General features: G+C 55.6%; 16 protein-coding genes. 7 read left to right on the top strand and 9 right to left on the bottom strand.

Features of this window, described 5'->3' with window-relative positions; genetic code table 11:
- Positions 1-98 precede the first annotated feature (98 nt).
- The 4 genes from minC to sbcB all read left to right on the top strand — a co-directional run bounded on the left by minC (position 99) and on the right by sbcB (position 3,639).
- Positions 99-848: a septum site-determining protein MinC gene (minC, locus tag CZ787_RS13640; protein WP_087110127.1), complete on the top strand. Its 750-nt coding sequence runs from the start codon at positions 99-101 to the stop codon at positions 846-848.
- A gap of 148 nt (positions 849-996) precedes the next feature.
- Positions 997-1,815 carry a septum site-determining protein MinD gene (gene minD / locus CZ787_RS13635; RefSeq protein WP_087110125.1) on the top strand — a complete coding sequence of 273 codons (819 nt, stop codon included), beginning with the start codon at positions 997-999 and terminating at the stop codon, positions 1,813-1,815.
- Entirely contained in the window at positions 1,812-2,063 is a 252-nt protein-coding gene (gene minE, locus CZ787_RS13630; protein ID WP_018918334.1) for a cell division topological specificity factor MinE, read from the top strand. Before minD ends, minE begins: the two co-directional genes overlap by 4 nt.
- Before the next feature lie 82 nt (positions 2,064-2,145).
- Entirely contained in the window at positions 2,146-3,639 is a 1,494-nt protein-coding gene (gene sbcB / locus CZ787_RS13625; protein ID WP_087110123.1) for an exodeoxyribonuclease I, read from the top strand.
- 28 nt (positions 3,640-3,667) lie between these two features.
- Here the strand turns inward: sbcB and CZ787_RS13620 are convergent, their stop codons facing one another.
- Together CZ787_RS13620 and CZ787_RS13615 are read right to left on the bottom strand one after the other, a co-directional pair.
- Entirely contained in the window at positions 3,668-6,508 is a 2,841-nt protein-coding gene (locus tag CZ787_RS13620) for an insulinase family protein (protein WP_087110120.1), read from the bottom strand.
- On the bottom strand, positions 6,508-7,194 hold the full coding sequence (locus tag CZ787_RS13615; RefSeq protein ID WP_087110118.1) for an SOS response-associated peptidase: 687 nt from the start codon (positions 7,192-7,194) through the stop codon (positions 6,508-6,510). Before CZ787_RS13615 ends, CZ787_RS13620 begins: the two co-directional genes overlap by 1 nt.
- Before the next feature lie 190 nt (positions 7,195-7,384).
- On the opposite strand from CZ787_RS13615, the gene CZ787_RS13610 reads away from it, so the two are divergent.
- Together CZ787_RS13610 and CZ787_RS13605 are read left to right on the top strand one after the other, a co-directional pair.
- Entirely contained in the window at positions 7,385-7,999 is a 615-nt protein-coding gene (locus tag CZ787_RS13610) for a TetR/AcrR family transcriptional regulator (protein ID WP_087110116.1), read from the top strand.
- 53 nt (positions 8,000-8,052) lie between these two features.
- Complete coding sequence (locus CZ787_RS13605; protein ID WP_140398993.1) at positions 8,053-8,658, top strand: 1-acyl-sn-glycerol-3-phosphate acyltransferase; 606 nt, start codon at positions 8,053-8,055, stop codon at positions 8,656-8,658.
- A gap of 74 nt (positions 8,659-8,732) precedes the next feature.
- Here the strand turns inward: CZ787_RS13605 and CZ787_RS13600 are convergent, their stop codons facing one another.
- Together CZ787_RS13600 and CZ787_RS13595 are read right to left on the bottom strand one after the other, a co-directional pair.
- Positions 8,733-10,013 carry an HlyC/CorC family transporter gene (locus tag CZ787_RS13600; protein WP_087110112.1) on the bottom strand — a complete coding sequence of 427 codons (1,281 nt, stop codon included), beginning with the start codon at positions 10,011-10,013 and terminating at the stop codon, positions 8,733-8,735.
- An 87-nt stretch (positions 10,014-10,100) separates the two neighbouring features.
- On the bottom strand, positions 10,101-10,898 hold the full coding sequence (locus CZ787_RS13595; protein WP_087110110.1) for a cytochrome C assembly family protein: 798 nt from the start codon (positions 10,896-10,898) through the stop codon (positions 10,101-10,103).
- Positions 10,899-11,109: 211 nt separating this feature from the next.
- On the opposite strand from CZ787_RS13595, the gene ffh reads away from it, so the two are divergent.
- On the top strand, positions 11,110-12,528 hold the full coding sequence (gene ffh, locus CZ787_RS13590; protein WP_087110108.1) for a signal recognition particle protein: 1,419 nt from the start codon (positions 11,110-11,112) through the stop codon (positions 12,526-12,528).
- 78 nt (positions 12,529-12,606) lie between these two features.
- Here ffh and CZ787_RS13585 read toward each other — a convergent pair whose 3' ends face one another.
- From CZ787_RS13585 to CZ787_RS13565, 5 genes are all read right to left on the bottom strand, one after another.
- A complete protein-coding gene (locus CZ787_RS13585) occupies positions 12,607-13,374 on the bottom strand; it encodes a metallophosphoesterase (RefSeq protein WP_087110106.1) in 768 nt (255 codons plus the stop codon).
- 32 nt (positions 13,375-13,406) lie between these two features.
- Positions 13,407-14,219, bottom strand: a complete 813-nt coding sequence (locus CZ787_RS13580) for an ABC transporter permease (protein WP_087110104.1) — start codon at positions 14,217-14,219, stop codon at positions 13,407-13,409.
- Positions 14,216-15,097, bottom strand: a complete 882-nt coding sequence (locus CZ787_RS13575) for an ABC transporter permease (protein ID WP_254908626.1) — start codon at positions 15,095-15,097, stop codon at positions 14,216-14,218. The genes CZ787_RS13580 and CZ787_RS13575 overlap by 4 nt, the downstream gene beginning before the upstream one ends.
- Before the next feature lie 86 nt (positions 15,098-15,183).
- Positions 15,184-16,317, bottom strand: coding sequence for an extracellular solute-binding protein (locus CZ787_RS13570; RefSeq protein ID WP_087110100.1), 1,134 nt, complete (start codon positions 16,315-16,317; stop codon positions 15,184-15,186).
- Positions 16,314-17,354 (bottom strand): ABC transporter ATP-binding protein, encoded by a 1,041-nt coding sequence (locus tag CZ787_RS13565; protein ID WP_087110098.1) that lies wholly within the window; start codon positions 17,352-17,354, stop codon positions 16,314-16,316. The genes CZ787_RS13570 and CZ787_RS13565 overlap by 4 nt, the downstream gene beginning before the upstream one ends.
- Positions 17,355-17,488: the final 134 nt, after the last annotated feature.

Here is a 17,488-nt window from a genome sequence, read left to right as displayed (position 1 = left end):
TTGCTTTATAAAAGGTGTGATAGAAATTGATTCTTCTCACCGAAAAGCGCCAAATTGCGCTACCTTTATTTTACCTGAACATGACATGGAGTTCGGCTATGAGCCTCAACGCCGATAGTGCCAACATGGCATTTACCTTTAAAGGCGGCATGCTGCCGATGACCGTCATGGAATTAAGTAGCGCTGACCCTGAGCATATCCGGCGGCAGTTGGCCGGTAAACTGTCTCAGTCTCCTGCCTTCTTCCAGCATACACCGGTTGTGCTAAGCGTGGAAAAGCTTGATGAACCCCATTTGGCTTTGGAAAGAATATGCGCCGTTTGCCGGGATCACAAACTTTTACCCGTTGCGGTGCGCGGCGGTTCAGAGCCGGTACGCCAGTCGGCTTGGGCATTGGGACTTGGGTGGTTTGCACCTGTAGAGGAGACGCGCGCTAGAGCACTGGAGAGCGTCAGCAAAGAGGAAGCCTCAAAAAACAACGCCTCTGACGACGAGCGTATTGAGGCGCAAGCCAAGAGTGCGGCAACACGACTTTATCGCGGCACCGTTCGTTCAGGCCAGCAGGTCAGCGCATCGGACGGGGATCTGATCGTTATTGGTGCCGTCAATGCGGGTGCAGAAGTATTAGCAGCAGGTAGTATTCATATTTACGGTGCTCTGCGGGGACGGGCGCTGGCAGGCATTCACGGCAATACTCAGGCCGGTATTTACTGCCGCGAGCTTGAGGCTGAGCTGCTTTCGGTGGCTGGGAATTACAAACGCCTTGAAGATGTTGATCCCCGGCTTTTGGGCCGCACCGCAGAAGTTCATTTTATAAAAGAGCAGCTTGAAATTAAGCCGTTGGGTTGATGCTTTCAACGCAGCGTGCATCCATGCTTAATGCTTAGCGACGCTGCCTTGCCTATCCGTTACAGTAGGGCTTTTGTGACATTGACGTTCCCGTTACTCGTTCAGCGTCATGCGCTCGCGATGAACGACTTCAAGAAGGAAGTGAATCTTGGCTAAAATTATTGTTGTGACCTCAGGTAAAGGGGGGGTCGGTAAAACCACCAGCGCTGCAGCAATCTCAACAGGTCTGGCACTCCGTGGTAAAAAAACCGTGGTCATTGATTTTGATGTGGGACTGCGAAATCTTGATTTGATTATGGGGTGCGAGCGTCGTGTGGTGTATGACCTGGTAAATGTCATCCAGGGGGAAGCTGGCCTTAACCAGGCGCTGATCCGTGATAAGCGCGTTGAAAATCTGTATATCCTGCCCGCTTCACAAACCCGGGATAAAGATGCGCTAACCCAGGAAGGGGTGGCGGAGGTTTTGGAAAAGCTTCGAGAAGAATTTGACTTTATTATCTGTGATTCTCCCGCAGGTATTGAACGTGGTGCGCAGCTTGCCATGTATTTTGCCGACGAAGCGATTGTGGTCACCAATCCGGAGGTCTCATCAGTACGCGATTCTGACCGTATTTTGGGCCTTTTGGCATCGAAAACCCGACGTGCTGAGCAGGGGGGTGACCCGATTAAAGAGCATCTGCTCGTTACTCGCTATAACCCTGAACGGGTGACCACTGGGGATATGCTTACCCTTGAGGATATTCGTGAAATTCTGGCCGTTCACTTACTGGGTCTGATTCCTGAGTCCGAAGCTGTGCTTCGCGCCTCGAACCAGGGGGTGCCGGTCACTCACGATGCATCAAGTGATGCAGGTCAGGCGTATACGGATACCGTTTCACGTTTGCTGGGTGAGGAGATTCCGTTACGTTTTCATGAGGTGCAGCGCAAAGGTCTGCTTAGCCGTATGTTTGGAGGTAACCGTCGATGAAACTCTTGGAATTCTTGAAGCGTGAGCGCAAGAAATCCGCCTCGGTGGCTAAAGAACGGTTACAAATCATCGTGGCGCATCAGCGAAGCCAGCGTGGTCAGCCTGACTACATGCCGCTACTTGAGCGCGAACTGCTCGAAGTTATTCGTCGCTATGTACATGTCGACGACAACGCCATTCAGATTTCGCTGGATAGCGAAGATAACTGCTCAGTACTTGAGTTGAATGTGACGTTGCCCAAAAGCTGACAAGACAGTAGGGCAACAGGCGGCGAGAAAGGCGCTGGGTGTGCTAGGCTAGGGTTTTTGCTGCCTTGCGGAGTGCTTGTTCATGGCGCCACCTAATGCCGCCCCTGCCAGTTTTTTGTGGCATGACTATGAAACATTCGGGGCCGATCCACGTCGAGATCGGCCCGCTCAATTTGCTGCGCTGCGTACCGATGCGGACTTAAACGAGATCGGTGAGCCTATCGAGCTCTACTGCAAGCCAGCGGACGATTACCTGCCTCATCCTGCCGCGTGTTTGATTACCGGGATTACCCCACAAAAAGCGCGACGTCGCGGCCTGCCTGAAGCGCAGTTTGCCAGTGAAGTGCAGCGCCACATGAGCGAGCCGGGCACCTGTGTTGCGGGATACAACAGCTTACGCTTTGATGATGAAGTGTCTCGCCATCTGTTTTATCGCAATCTGCTCGACCCTTACGCCCGCGAATGGCAAAACGGTAACTCCCGCTGGGATTTAATTGATGTGGTGCGCGCATTTTACGCGCTGCGCCCGGACGGCATTGAGTGGCCGCTTCGTGAAGATGGCGCGCCAAGCTTTAAGCTTGAGCACTTAACCAAAGCCAACGGGATTGAGCATGAAGGCGCGCATGACGCGGTGGCCGACGTTCGGGCAACCATTGCCCTGGCGCGGCTGCTCAAAACGCGGAACCCTAAGCTGTTTGATTACTTGCTTGGCCTGCGTGGCAAACGCGCGGTTGCCACGCAGCTGGACCTGCCTAATGCCAAGCCGCTTTTGCATATTTCCCGCCGCTATCCGGCCAGCCGGGGTTGCAGCGCCCTGGTAATGCCGTTAGCTGAGCACCCTACCAACCCTAATGGGATGATTGTTTACGATCTAAGCGTTGATCCGGGCGACCTTCTTACCCTTTCGCCTGAGCAAATACGCGAGCGCGTCTTTGTCAGTCAGCAGGATCTAGCGGAAGGCGAGGTACGTATTCCGCTTAAGGTCATTCATATCAACCGTTGCCCGGTGATCTTTCCGTCGAGTGTGCTCAAGGACATAGACGGGCCGCAAAAGGGAGCGTATGGCGCGATTGTTGAGCGCCTTGGGTTGGATATTGCAACGTGCCGCCAGCACTGGAAAACCTTGCGCAGCGCCCAAGGGGTGACGCCTAAAGTGGCCGAGGTCTTTAAGACCAGCTTTGATGACGCACCCCACGACCCTGACATGATGCTTTACTCCGGCAGCTTCTTTTCCGCTGCCGACCGCCAGCAGATGGAGCGAGTGCGTGAGATGGAACCCTGGGATCTGGTAGGGCAGCGGTTTGCCTTTCAGGACCCGCGCCTTGAGGAGATGCTGTTTCGCTATCGGGCGCGTAGCTACCCTGACACGCTGGAAGGTGACGAACGCGAGCAGTGGGAGGCGTTTCGCTGGATGCGTATTAATGATCCGGCGATGTCCGGGCTTACGCTAAAGGCCTTTGCTCGGGAGATCGAGCGCTACAATCAGCAGCCGCTCAGCGAGCGTGAGCGGCAGATCCTTGAAGAGCTGGTGATGTTTGTCGAGGCCATGATGCCCGCCCAGGCGTTCGATGCCTGAGCGGAGCATTGAGTTACAGCGCACTTCTTTATGGATGGTCGCGCTCGGCAAACGGCGTTAGCGCTTCGCGGTAAGGCGTTACATCGCTGGGCTCATCACCCGGGTTGAAGCGTATATCAAGCTGGTGGCCAAGTAGCTCTGGCCATGCAGCTTGAATATCCGCAGCGCTAACCTCAAGTGCCAGGTTGGCCAGCTCTTCACGACGGTCAAAGCGGATCTCATCCAGCGCGGTGGCCTGCCAGTAACGGTTGGCCATGCCCGCAAGGCTGGTATCACGCTCGCTCAAACTGGCATGGACCGCTTTGCGATATGCATCGAGTTCAGCATCGTCGAGTTGCTCAAGCGCTTCGCCAGCGTCAGCTAAAAAGGCATCCATATGCGCAGCGACCGTTTCGCTGTCCACATCCGGCGACTGAACGAGTAGTGCAATGCCAGGCGCCTCAAGCAGGGGTGAATAACCCGCGTTCACAATATAGCCCAGCTGTTCTTCTGTGCGCAGCTGTTGATAAAAGGGCGTCTCCAGCCACTGGGCAATCACACTAATGGTTGCTTGTTCTTTAGGGCTCTGGTCTCGCCCTTGCAAGTAACGCAGCACCAGGGACTCGTCGCGGGTGCTGTGCGGGTGCAGCACGCTGGAAGTCGTGCCAATGGCCAGCGGGCTAAGCGTTGGAATATCTTCTCGCGTCAAGCGTGGGCGCAGTTTGCTGCGCACCCGCTCGGCTTGCTCCTGGGCGAGTGCTTCATCCAGGTTGCCAATCGCCATGGCGTCGATATAGAGCCCGCCCAAAAAGCGCTTACGGAAATTCTCAAGATGCTGCTGGTCAAGGCGCTGACTGGCGTCAAGAAGTTCGGCTGTCGACCATCGTGGGGACAACAGTGCTTCACCCAGCGTGCGGCTTGCCTGGCCATAAAGCGATGATTGCGGCGCATTAACCAGCTCTCTCTGCAACTGATATTGCACACGATCAAAGGCGCCTTCGCTAATCTCAGCCGTTTTAAGTTGATCAATGGCTTGCTCAATAAGCGGTGTCTGACCATCACGCCAACCGGAAAATGATAGCGTTATCCCACGTGCGTGCGGGTAGGCACTAAACGACTGACCGGCCATCCATGCGGGATAAAGTGATTCATTTAAGCTGTCGTTTAGCCACCCAGCCAACAGCTGCGTCAGTACGGCCTCTTCGGCCGAATAACTGGCGTCGGGATACTGCAAACTGACCCGCCACTCAACGCTTGGCGTATTAAAGCGTGAGTCCTGCATGTGCCAAACCTTAAAGGATGGCGTGTCGATCATCAGGCTTGGGTGCTCGTCCTGGCCTTCAATAAGGGCAAGGTCGCTGGCAATAAAGGGGTTGGGTTCAGGCAGGGCCAAACCCTCAAGCGCGAGACCCTCTTGAGCAGGTGGTTGTTCTCGCCACTGGGTCGAGAACCAGGGCGAAACCGTGTCACTTTCCACCTCGGGCGCAGAGTAAAAGCGCAGCATGTTGTCCGTCGTTAACGCATCCAGATACGCCTGCTGACGCTCAGTGTCCGGCGCGTCCATGCGATACGCGGCATACTGCACATCCTCTACCGGGTAGCGGGATAAACTCATGGAGAGCCGAGTGGCTTCCTGCTGAGGTGCGCCGTGCTGTTGAAAACGAAATGCCTGCTCGCTCAAATCGCGCAGTTCAGTGTAGCGCCAGTCAGCCAACCCATCGTCACGCAGCTGATCAATGGCGGCAAATAGCGTAGCCTGAATATCATCAAGCCGTTCGGCACCGGCGGGCGTCAAGCTAATGGAAACCGTAAACAGGGCATCCTGACCATCACCGCGCTGAACACCTGAGGACAGGCCATCGGCTAAACCTGCGTTACGGAGTACCGCCAAAAGGCTGCCATCCCCTTCATCGCCTAACAAATGCGACATTAAATGAGTGGGTTTTGCGCGATACTCATCTTCGGGGTCTGGGATCGGGAAGTAAAAACGCAGCTGGCGGCGATCTTGCAGTGACTGACGCTCAACGTAGCGTGGCGGGGTATCGGTATCTATCAGCGGTGCGTCAATCGTAGGAACGCTCAGGCCATTGTCAGGAATATCCGCGAAACGCTCCACCACCCACTCTTCCAGCGTATCAAGCGGCTGAGGGGCGACGACGGCCAAGTTCATTACGTTGGCATCGTAATGTTGGTGGTAAAAATCGATGACACGTTCGCGCAGCGTCGCTTCGCCTGCCGGCGGGCTGGCTAACGTCTCGCGGCTACCAACGGCAAACCCTGTGGTGGCATTGTCAGGGTTGAGCAGTTGGTTAAGCACATCGTTTTCGCGTCGGGACTCATCGCGAATTCTTGCCATGTATTCAGAATGAACGATATTGCGCTCGCTCTCTAAATGGTCGGCATTAAACAGCGGTGACAGGAAAAATTCGCTAAAGCGATCAAGCGCTTCCGGTAGGGCGGAGGGCTCGATATCAAAAAAGTAGTTGGTATCTTGCTGAGCGGTAAAGGCGTTATGGGAGCCCGCATGGTCAGAAATAAAGCGCTGATAAGCGTCCGGAGCGGGATACGCCTCGGTACCCAGGAACAGCATGTGTTCAAGGAAATGGGCAAGCCCTTGCAGATCATCTGGATCCTGGGCGCTACCGACCCGGACGTTCATTGATGCAGCGGCTTTGTCAGCGTCAGGGTCGCTTACCAATAGCGCTTGTAGACCGTTTTCAAGCGTCAGCACGCGATAGTCGCGGCTGTCAAAAGGGCTGGCAATCGGTATTACGATGTCTTCTATCGGATCATCACCAGCGGCCAGCACGCCGGGAGAAAACCATACGGTGCTGAGCACCGCTGCCAGTACAACGCGCGAATAAAATAGTCTACTTTTCGGTCGTAACATTACGGCTCCTGTGGGACGGTCCATTGCAGCATTGGCCCAACCGGGTGGGCGCAAGCGGCTGATTGATAGGCAGGATTGTTGACATGCTTGGATACTGGGAACGCACCCAATAGTTCCAAGGGTGCGGGTGTTAATAGTGTCTTTACGGTTTCCAGAGGGCTATCGGGATCAAGCCATGTGGTCAACACATGAGGGGGAATGACCACCGGCAGTCGGTCGCTAAGCGGTGCCAGGCATGCGTTGGCCGGTACGCTAATCAGTGCTGTTGAGTCAGTAAACGCGGTAAGCGTTGTATGGTAGCGACACCATAACGCACCTAGCAGTAAGGGTGCGCGCCTAACCTCTGTGACCAGATAAGGCTGTTTGTGTCGCGGCAGTACTTTCCAGACGTAAAAGCCGCTGACAGGAATAACGCAGCGGCGAGCCTGAAACGCTTCATGAAACATGGCTTTTGAACTTAGTGTCTCAGCTCTGGCGCAGTGCGGAGCGTGATCCAGCACTGTTAGCCACGGCGGCGTTAACCCCCAAAAAAGTGACTCAAGCTGCAACTCACCCTGGGCTAAACGAATAGCCGAAACGGGTTGGCGGGGTGCCAGATTGGGGGATTCCACCAGCGCGGATGGCGCCTTGAGTGAGGGCAGAAGACGCTTGAGCGGTAAATTGTGTACATGTAGGCGTCCGGTCATGCCAGTCTCCTTAAGCAGAATCGACTCAATCATGTCATGGGAGAGGTTAAAGATGCACAAGAATGCGCTAAATGTGGCGCTTTAGTGTCGAAAACAGTGTTCGATATAAGGTATCCTATATTACCCCTTGCTCACGCTAAAGCGCTGTGAGGCATTCTTTCTTGTTATTCGTTGACCTGAAGAGATCGCCATGGCCCGTCCTAGACAGCATGCGCCCGATGCCCTCCATGCGCAGGTCATGAAAGCTTGTGATGATTGGTTGGCTGTACAGTCAGTCCACGATTTATCACTGCGTGCCCTGGCTAGAGAGGTTGGCTGCGCGCCCAGTACGCTGCTTAAACTTTACGGCAGCTTTAACAACTTATTGCAGCACGTTAACGTCGAAACGTTGGCGGGTTTGAAGCAGACCATTACGTCATTATCGGCAGACGCGCCAGAGCCTTGGCTGCGTTCGCTGGCGCATGCGTACTGGCACTTTGCCGAGCAAGACTGCTACCGCTGGAAGCTGCTGTTTGATTACCCCTTGGCACAAGAAGGGGAGCTGGATCAGCGTCAAAGCCATCTAATTGAAGCGCTGTTTACCCAGGTGGAATCCGCTCTCAAAGAGTACCAGCCCACGCTTGATGATCTCGAAGCTCGGCGGCTGGGGCGCACGCTATGGGGCAGCGTACATGGGCTTGTACAGCTGGGATTAAATGAACGGTTGGGGTATTGGCAAGGCCAGCAGCTTAAAGTGGATGAACTGCTGGATCAGTTGGTCAGTACGGTGCTGGCAGGGCTTCGGCTCCGGGAGCCGGCATCGTGAGATGGTGGATCAATGCTGTCCGCCAAGTGCTGCGTAGCCTGATTTATCTGGCTATGCGCCTTTGCTACCGCTTGCATGTGCATGGGCGTTATCACCTGCCCAAACGCGGCGGTGCGCTGGTTGTATGCAACCACGTAAGCTTTATGGATGCTCTGGTCCTGGGGGGCGGTAGCCCTCGGCCACTGCGTTTTGTTATGGATCAGCCAATTTTCGATTCGCCTTGGCTCAAGTGGTGGTTTCAGCTTGTCGGTGCGATCCCCATTGAGTCCGAACGGCGTAGCCCCGGCGCCTTGCGGCGTACGCTGGATGAAGTGAGCCAGGCGCTGCGCCGAGGGGAGGTCGTTATGGTATTTCCGGAAGGGCGGTTAACGCCAGACGGTGATATCCATACCTTCAGGCGCGGGCTGGAAACTATTCTGGCACGCGATAATGTGCCGGTGATTCCCGCTGGGCTGGCAGGCTTGTGGGGGTCCTGGACATCACACTACAACGGTAAAGCGCTTAAAAAGTGGCCAAGCCGCTTTAGGGCACCGGTTAGCCTGCATTTTGGTCCACCCATTAATGTGCAAGAGGTGGATGGGGTTACGCTGCGTGGCTATTTGGAAACGCGGGTGCGAGCGCTAAAAGTGGCCGCCGATAAAGATATTGACGCGCGCTAACGCGCTTCAGCGCTACCTATTATATGCCGTCCCAAGTGCTAGCCATCTCAAGCGCTATCTATCTCAAAGTGCTGTCAGGGTTGGCGTCTTGGAAGACGCACGTTTTGCCAGCAGCGGGCAGAGGTGATCAGGTTGTCGCGGATCTCCAGTATTTCCATACGGATATTGTTAATTTGCAGGCTGGCGGGACCTTCGGGGAACGCTTCAAGATGCTCTAAAATCAACCCGTTCAGGGTCTTGGGGCCATCTGTTGGTAAGTGCCATCCCAGCATTTTATTGATTTCACGAATGTTAGCCGTACCCTCAATCACATGGCTGCCGTCGTCCTGCTGATGAATCTCTTCATCTTCTGATACGTCCGTGGTGAACTCGCCAACGATCTCTTCCAGAATATCTTCAAGCGTTACCAACCCTTCGACATCGCCATACTCATCTACCACGATACCGATACGCCGCTTCTGCTTTTGAAAGTTAAGCAGTTGAGTATGGAGCGGTGTGGACTCAGGAATAAAGTAGGGCTCGCGTGCTTCCTGAACAATCGCCGCTTTGGTTACTTCGTCACGGGATAAAAAGCGCGCGGCATTGCGCAAGTGCAGCATGCCGATGATGTTGTTGATATCGCCTTTATAAACCGGTAAGCGGGTGTGCTGGCTGGTGCGAATTTGGGTCAGAATATCTTCCAGCGAATCGTCCAGGTCAATTCCCAGTACTTCATGGCGCGGCACCATAATGTCGTTGACCGTGACATTCTCAAGGTCCAGGATCGATAGCAGCATGGCCCGGTGGCGGTAGGGAATCAGCGTGCCCGCCTCATGCACCACGGTACGCAGCTCGTCGCGGGTAAGGTTGTCGCCGCCATTTTCCACGCTTTTCACGCCCAGTATGCGCAGTAGGCCGTTCGAGATCATATTCACCAGCCACACCAGCGGATAAAGCAGCTTCAAAAGTGGCTCCAGCGCCATAGAGCTGGGGTAGGCTATACGCTCAGGTTTAATCGCCGCGTAGGTTTTGGGAGTAACCTCGGAAAAAATTAAAATAGTAATCGTTAAAATGGCAGTAGAAATCGCTGGGCCTGATACTTCGCCGAAAAAGTGAATAGCGATGATGGTCGCAATGGACGCCGCAAGGTTATTGACGAAATTGTTGCCGATTAGAATGACGCCAATCAACCGGTCAGGGCGGGTAAGCAGGCGCATGACCCGTTTGGCGCGCCGATCACCGCTGTTGGCCTGATGGCTCAGGCGATAACGATTAATCGACATCATGCCGGTTTCAGAGCTGGAGAAAAAAGCCGATAGTAGTACCAGTAAGCCAAGAAGGCCGAATAGTAATCCCAAGGGGAAGTCGTCGCTCAAGTCGAAAATTCCTTTATGCTGTATCAAGCACGGTTTGTAGAAGCTAGAAGAAGGTGTGTCAAGACAGCCATAGCCGTGTATATGGGCTTAGCGATTGAGCAGTATCTCAAGCACAAACTTACTGCCAAAGTAGGCCAGTATCAAAAGCGTGCAACCACCCAGCGTCCACCGTACTGCGCGCATGCCACGCCAACCGAAACGATAGCGGCCAATCAGCAGGGTTGTGAAAATAACCCACGCACCTAACGAGAGAACGGTTTTATGTAATAAATGCTGGGCAAAAATATTATCAAGAAAGATAAAGCCGCTCACAATCGAGAGCGTTAGTAGCAAAATGCCTGCCCAGACCAACTCAAACAGGACGCGTTCCATCGTGGTTAAAGGAGGCAGCGACTGCACGATGCCGCGAATATGGTGATGGCGTAGCGCCTGGTTTTGTAATCCCACCAGAATTGCCTGTATCGCTGCAATCGCGAGCATGGCAAACGCCAGCGCAGAGCTAATGGCATGCAGCAGAATGCCGGGTGTCAGGCCCGTTTGGCTAGTGTGACTGGGGAGCCAAGTGGCGGTAATCAGCGCGACACCCGCTAAAGGAAAGAGAACGATGCCGACGTTAAGCACCGGCTTGAAAAGGCTCGCTATCAACAGCACATTAACGGCGACCGCCATGAAAAGCGTAGCGCTGGTGGTAAACCCAGGCAGAAGGCCTGGGGATTGCCCCATCAGTTGGACGACCACCGGGATATGGAGCAACAGGCCCAAGGCACCCAGCAGGCGCACCATGCCCTGGCGTGGCGGCACGCGGCGAAAAAGGGTCATGCCCTGCCAAGTGGCAGCAGCAACATAGAGTACAAAAGCGATCGTGGCGAAAGGCAGCGCCTGCATGATGCTATCCGTGCGCGCATTTCGCGCGTTGCAGTAAAAAACAGTCAAGTTAACGTGTACCGACTACTATAACCAATCAAAGCAGTATCGCACAGCCATCGTTAGCCCGCGCGGACAGTCATGGAGACTCAAGGCGTGAGCGCGTATAATCCATGCACATCAGTCCAGGGGCGTAGGCGCCCGGCGACAGCGACGGAGGCAGAGAGGCCCCATGTTTCAGAATCTCAGTGAGCGTCTTTCCCAGACGTTGAAGTCGATTAAAGGTCAGGCGCGCCTGACCGACGACAATATTAAAGATACCCTGCGCGAAGTACGCAAAGCGCTGCTTGAAGCCGACGTAGCGCTGCCGGTCGTTAAGGCCTTTATCGAACGCGTGCGCGAGCGGGCGGTTGGGCAGGAAGTGTCCAAGAGCCTGTCGCCCGGCCAGCAGTTCGTCAAAATCGTCCAGCAGGAGATGGAAGCCATTATGGGCGAGGCCAATGAAGGCCTAACCCTCAAAGGCTCGCCAGCCGTTGTGTTGATGGCCGGTTTGCAAGGGGCGGGTAAAACCACCTCGGTCGCCAAACTTGCCCGCTACCTGCGCGAACGCGAGAAGAAAAAAGTCCTGGTGGTGTCGGCTGACGTTTATCGCCCGGCAGCCATCGACCAGTTGGAGACGCTGGCCAAAGAGATCGAAGTCGACTTCTTCCCCTCGCGCTCTGATCAAAAGCCTGTTGATATTGCCGAAGCGGCGATCAAACACGCCAAAATCCAGTTCCACGATGTGGTGCTGGTAGATACCGCGGGTCGCTTGGCAATCGATGAAGCCATGATGGCGGAGATCCAGGCGCTGCATAAAGCGATCTCGCCTCAAGAAACGCTGTTTGTCGTCGATGCGATGACCGGCCAGGATGCGGTTAATACCGCGAAAGCATTCCACGATGCGCTGCCGCTGACCGGGGTTATCTTAACCAAGGCCGATGGTGATGCGCGTGGCGGTGCGGCGCTGTCCGTGCGTCATATTACCGGCAAGCCCATCAAGTTTATGGGGGTGGGCGAGAAAGTTGACGCCCTGGAGCCTTTCCACCCGGATCGTGTTGCATCACGCATCCTCGGCATGGGCGACATGCTGTCGCTGATCGAGGAAGCCGAGCGCACGGTTGATAAAGACAAGGCTGCTAAGCTTGCCAGTAAGGTCAAAAAAGGCGATGGCTTTGATCTGGAAGACTTCCGTGACCAGCTGCAGCAGCTTAAAAAGATGGGCGGCATGGGTGGCCTCTTGGGCAAATTGCCTGGCATGGGGCAAATGGCGGAAATGGCCCAGGGCCCGGGCCCTGAGAAGGAGTTGGGCAAGCTTGAAGCGCTGATCAACTCCATGACGCCTAAAGAGCGCCGCGCGCCAGATATCATCAATGGCTCGCGCAAGCGTAGAATTGCCGCCGGTGCAGGCCTGCAGGTGCCCGACCTGAACCGACTGCTTAAGCAGCATAAGCAGATGCAGAAGATGATGAAGAAGGCGGGTAAAAAAGGCGGTATGCAGAAGATGATGCGCGGTATGTCCGGCATGATGGGCGGCGGCGGTGGTCCCGGCGGCCCGGGCGGCATGGGTGGCGGTGGTATGGGTGGCCCCGGCGGCCTGCCCTGGCGCTAGGCGCACGCTTAGCCCCCGATTGGCGGGCCAATAAAAGGCCCGCATGCTTTGAAAGCCAGCACCGTTCGGTGCTGGCTTTTATGCTATATGGCGCAGATGAACCAAAATGCTGCCATCGGGTTGGCAGTCATGCAATGGATAGCAGTAGGGCATGTCGCCAAGAGTCGGCTTCGCTTGACTGCCTGGCACCAGGTTGTATTGAAACGCAGGACTGCCCGCAATAGCACTGTAGTGTTGCCCCCACAAAGTGTGGAAGGGCTGATGAATATGCCCACATAGAATGCGTTTGGGAGATGCGCCGATAATAGTCTTGAAACGCTCCCGGCCCTCAATCAGGCTGTAGTCATCCCAGTGAGGGTTACCCGTCATAAAGGGCGGGTGATGCATCACCAGAAACGTTAACGGCTGGGTATGGCGAAGCTGGTTTTCCAGCCAGCCCAGGCGTTCGCTACATAACGCGCCCTGGGGTTTGCCAACAATAATTGAATCCAGACCCAGTAACGTGACACCGTCTGCCTCCACTCTGGAGTGCAGAAACTTCCCAGGCTGTAAGCCCGCAAGCCGATCACCCAGTACTGCGCGCATGGCTTCACGGCGGTCGTGGTTGCCAGGTACGGCCAGAATGGGCATATCCAGCGGCGCTAGCAAACGGCGAATCAGTCGATAGTCGTCTTCGGTCCCGCCGTCGGCCAGGTCACCACTGATTACAACAAGATCGGGTGGTGGGCTAAGCGACACGAGATCGGTCACGATGCGCTCAACCACTTGGGCGATATCCGCACGGGATTCACCGGTTTCAGACTGCGTAGTAAACACATGAAGGTCAGATAAATGGGCAATCAGCATGCACAGAGAACTCAATAACGTGACGCGGGCTGTTAACGGCCCACACGTGACAGGACATCGGCTTTTAGAAAACGCTCAATGACCAACATGAAGCCGACCGACGGGATCAGCAAAATCAATGCGGTGATGGCCGCCACCTGATAGTTGCCGCCCATGGAGGCGTTAAACATCAACAGTGGCAGCGTGGTGATTTCCGGTGCGCCGACAAAAAACGTGCCGGTGAACTCATCAATGCTGTCGAGGAATACGAAGATGGACGCAGCAAGCAGACCAGGCAGCGCTTGGGGCAGGGTGATACCGGCAAACGTACGCAGCGGAGAGGCACCCAGGTTGCGGGCGGCTTCTTCCAGCGAGCGATCCACGGTAGAAAACGCGGCGGTTGCGATCCAAACGGCATACACCAGGCCCGGCAGTGAGTGCACCAGTACTACGCCAATTAACGTGCCGTTAAGCCCCCACTGATAAAAAATGGCGGCGATATTGACGAAAATCGGCAGATTGGGAAATGCCTGAGGCAATAAAAACAGCAGCATAATTACGTTGCGCGCGGGTAATGCCTGACGTGCCAGGGCGTAACCTGCAGGAATGGCCAGCGCCATTGAAAGTATAACGGCGGAAAAGGCAACCAGTACGGTATTGAAAAGCGATGTCCAGGCTCCGGCACGCGGGCGGAACACGCGCTCCCAAAAGGAAAAGCCCCAGCCGGTAGGCAGTCGATTCGGGTAAAACCACTGCTCGGCAAAGGCCCAAAGAGCAAGATTCAACAGCGGCCCGAAAACAATAAAGGCGACCACGCCCAGTAAAAGGCCCAGTCCTATCGGCGAAAGTACGCGGGTGATACTCATGAGGCCACCTCGCGGCGCAGTGTCAGACGCAAATAGATCCATGCGGTTACCGCCGTTAAAGCGTAGGAGAACAGCCCCAGCGCATTGGCGATGCCGTAGTCACCGTAGTAAGTGATTCGGTGGGCCATCATTGAGGTCATCATGGTGGGGTTGCCGGCAATCAGCATCATCGGTACCGAGAGGACCGAAAGCATGGCCACCAGCGATAGAATTAGTCCGACCCAGAGGGTGGGCGCTGCCTGAGGCAGGATAATGCCGAAAAGGCAGCGCAGGCGGCTCGCGCCCATATTGCGGGCGGCTTCAATATGGCTGCGGTCAATCGCGGCCATGGCACCGGCCAAGAGAAGCGTCACAAACGGAATCTGTTTCCAGGCAAAGGTCAGTACTAATCCTCGCCAATCCAGAAAGCTCTGCGCGCTCTCGGGCATCATCAGGCCTGTTTCGATCAGTACGCCGTTCATCATGCCGTTGGTCGATAAAAACGAGCGGGCAATCTGTCCACTTACCACGAACGGAATAAACAGCGGCCAGCGGTACAGCCAGCGCAACAAGCGAACGGCCCAAGGCGTGGTGCCCAGCACTAGATAGCCTGCAATCGCAATGGAGATAACGGCGATGAGCACAAGTGCTGCTGATACGACGCCGATAGAAAAAAGCACGTCGCGGCCATAAAGCGAAAAGGCGCGAACGAGGTGGTCGGTGGTCCAGCCGCCATCACTGTCACGAAAAGCCGTTACTAGCGAGCGCAGCAAGGGCAGCGCATAGAGCAGCGTAATCGCGGTTAGCGCAGGCAGAACCAGCAAGATACCCAGGCTTATGCGTGGGAACCGCTTGCCAGGCATCGCCATGAGATAGGTTGAAGAGGGCGAAGTCGTCATAAACGCTTTCCACAGTGAAGGGGGCACGAAGGCCCCCAGGTAGTGATCATCAAAGCGTCACCATCGAGCGCTTGATCGCCCAGCGATTAGCGGCTGACGTGGCTTTCATAAGCTTCGAGAATGGCACGGAAGTAGTCCGCTTGTGGCATGGAGCGGCCGCGCTCGGCAAGTGTCTCTGGCGATACATCGGCATAGAGCTGCGCCCACTGCTCGTCGCTCAGTTCACTGCGAACGTGTTCGGCGTCAATGCCGGGGAACCAGTTAAACTGGCCGACAATACCTTCAGCCTGTACCTCAGGGCTCGTTGCCAAGGCAATGAACTCAGCCGCCAATTCAGCATGCTCTGCGCGCTCAGGGATCGCGTAGTACATCGGCTGGCCGGGCATGCCGGGTTCGAGCAGTAGCAGGCGGAAATCGGGGTTGAGGCGACCATCGGCCATCCAGGTGTAGTACATGCCCATCCACACCGGACCCATGGCGATTTCGCCGCGGTTCATGGCGTCCATGGTGCCCGCATTGCCGGGTGTCAGGGTGACGTGCTGGTTAAAAGTGCGCAGCTGATCAAGCGCTGTTGTCCAGCGCTCAGACGCGCTCTCTTCCCAGGGGCCGTTTTGCAGCGTGTCGGCCATGTCGGTAAAGGTATACATCCAGCCGAAGACAAAGCCTACACCCGCCATGCCGCCGGTGATGCCGTTATAGCCAAACTGGCCAGGGTTCTCCTCAACCCAGTCGGCAAGCGCTGCGTAGCTTTCTGGCGGCTGTTCCAGAAGGGCCGGGTTGTAGGCGATGGCAATCTGGCTCTGAAACATTGGCATCACGTAGCCTTCTACATCAACGCCCAGCGCATTACGCGCGCTGGCCGCGCTGACCAAATCACCGGTTTCAAGCGCGCTGGTATAGGTGCTTAGTAAACCTTCTTCCACCATCTGCCCAGCCATGCGCTGGTGGATGACTGCAACGTCGACGCCCCACGTCTCTTTATCACGCTGAGCGCTTAGGGTTTCGTAAATAGCCTGGCTACCCGCATCGCCGGGGCCGGTGCCCATGGCGCGGACGCTGACATCCGGATGCATGGCTTCAAAGCGCGGAGCGAGAAATTCATTAATGTACTCGACCATGTTGTCGTCGCCTGCCGTAAACACGTTAAGCGTTGTGGCGGCCATGGCAGGTGTAGCAATGGCGCTGGCGATCAGGCTAAGCGTAAGGGCGAAGGGTTTCATGCAATATCCTCTTGTCGATCAAGTGGCGGCAGATGCCGATCATCCGACCCGAAGGGAATCAGGGCCGATTGCGGTACCTGAACAACGGCAAAGGTACCCGGAGCAATAGGAGTGGCCGACGTAGCACAAAACTCAGCCCGTTCGGCGGCAAGCGATATCTGATAGCCATCGCCGGTGTAAACGCATTCGGTGACCCGCCCTTTGCGCGTCAGCATTGCAGGATGCTGGGGGGCATTGATCAAGGCGTCACGCGTACGAAAGCCAAATGTGGAGGCGGTAGAGGCAATCGCGGGGTCCGACGTTTGCCGAGTAACGGTGTTATCCACACCCAAAAAGCGCGCGGCGGCCAGGTCAGCCGGCTGGTGGTAAAGCGTTTGGGGTGGCGCTATCTGCACGATATGGCCTCCGCGCATTAGTACGATCTGGTCGGCCATTTGGAGCGCTTCTTCCTGGTCGTGAGTCACCATGATGGTGGTGATGCCCAGCGACTTCTGCAGGCGACGTAGTTCGCTGCGCAGGCTGCGCCGAATCGCGGCATCCAGGTTGGAAAGTGGCTCATCAAGCAGTAATAAAGGTGGGTCGATAATTAGCGCACGCCCCAGGGCGATACGCTGGCGCTGCCCGCCGGAGAGTTGAGTGACTGCACGGCTTTCAAAACCGCCAAGCTCCATGCGCTCCAGCATGGCGGCTACTTTTCGGGCGCGCTCCTCGCGAGAGACGCCGCGCAGTTTAAGCGGGTAGCCAAGGTTTTCACCCACGCTCATATGCGGCCATAGCGCGTAGGACTGAAATACCATCGCGGTCTGGCGCTTTTCAGGGGGAAGGTGAGTGATAGATCGTTTTCCCAAACGTATGTCGCCACGGCTTAGAGGCGTGAAGCCAGCAATGGCGCGCAGCAGCGTCGTTTTTCCGCAGCCGGAAGGACCCAGCAGGCAGGTGAAGCTTCCTGGCGCGACATCAAGATGGATGTTTTCCAGGATACGTTTCTGCCGGAGGTCAATCGTCACGTCATTGAGCGTCAATGCCTCGGTGCTCATTCTCAGGGCTCCAGAAAAGGTAGAAAACGGATAACAAACGTATTTTTGAAAGCGCGTGCAAGATTTCAATAAAATTATTTTACGAGGCGTTGATGACGCTTTGATGTAGGTTTTAAAACGCTTAAAAGGCAACC

Origin of the sequence: Halomonas citrativorans, assembly GCF_900163645.1 — a bacterium.
Classification (GTDB): Bacteria; Pseudomonadota; Gammaproteobacteria; order Pseudomonadales; family Halomonadaceae; genus Vreelandella; species Vreelandella citrativorans.
This window is presented reverse-complemented; position numbering and strand designations above follow the sequence as displayed.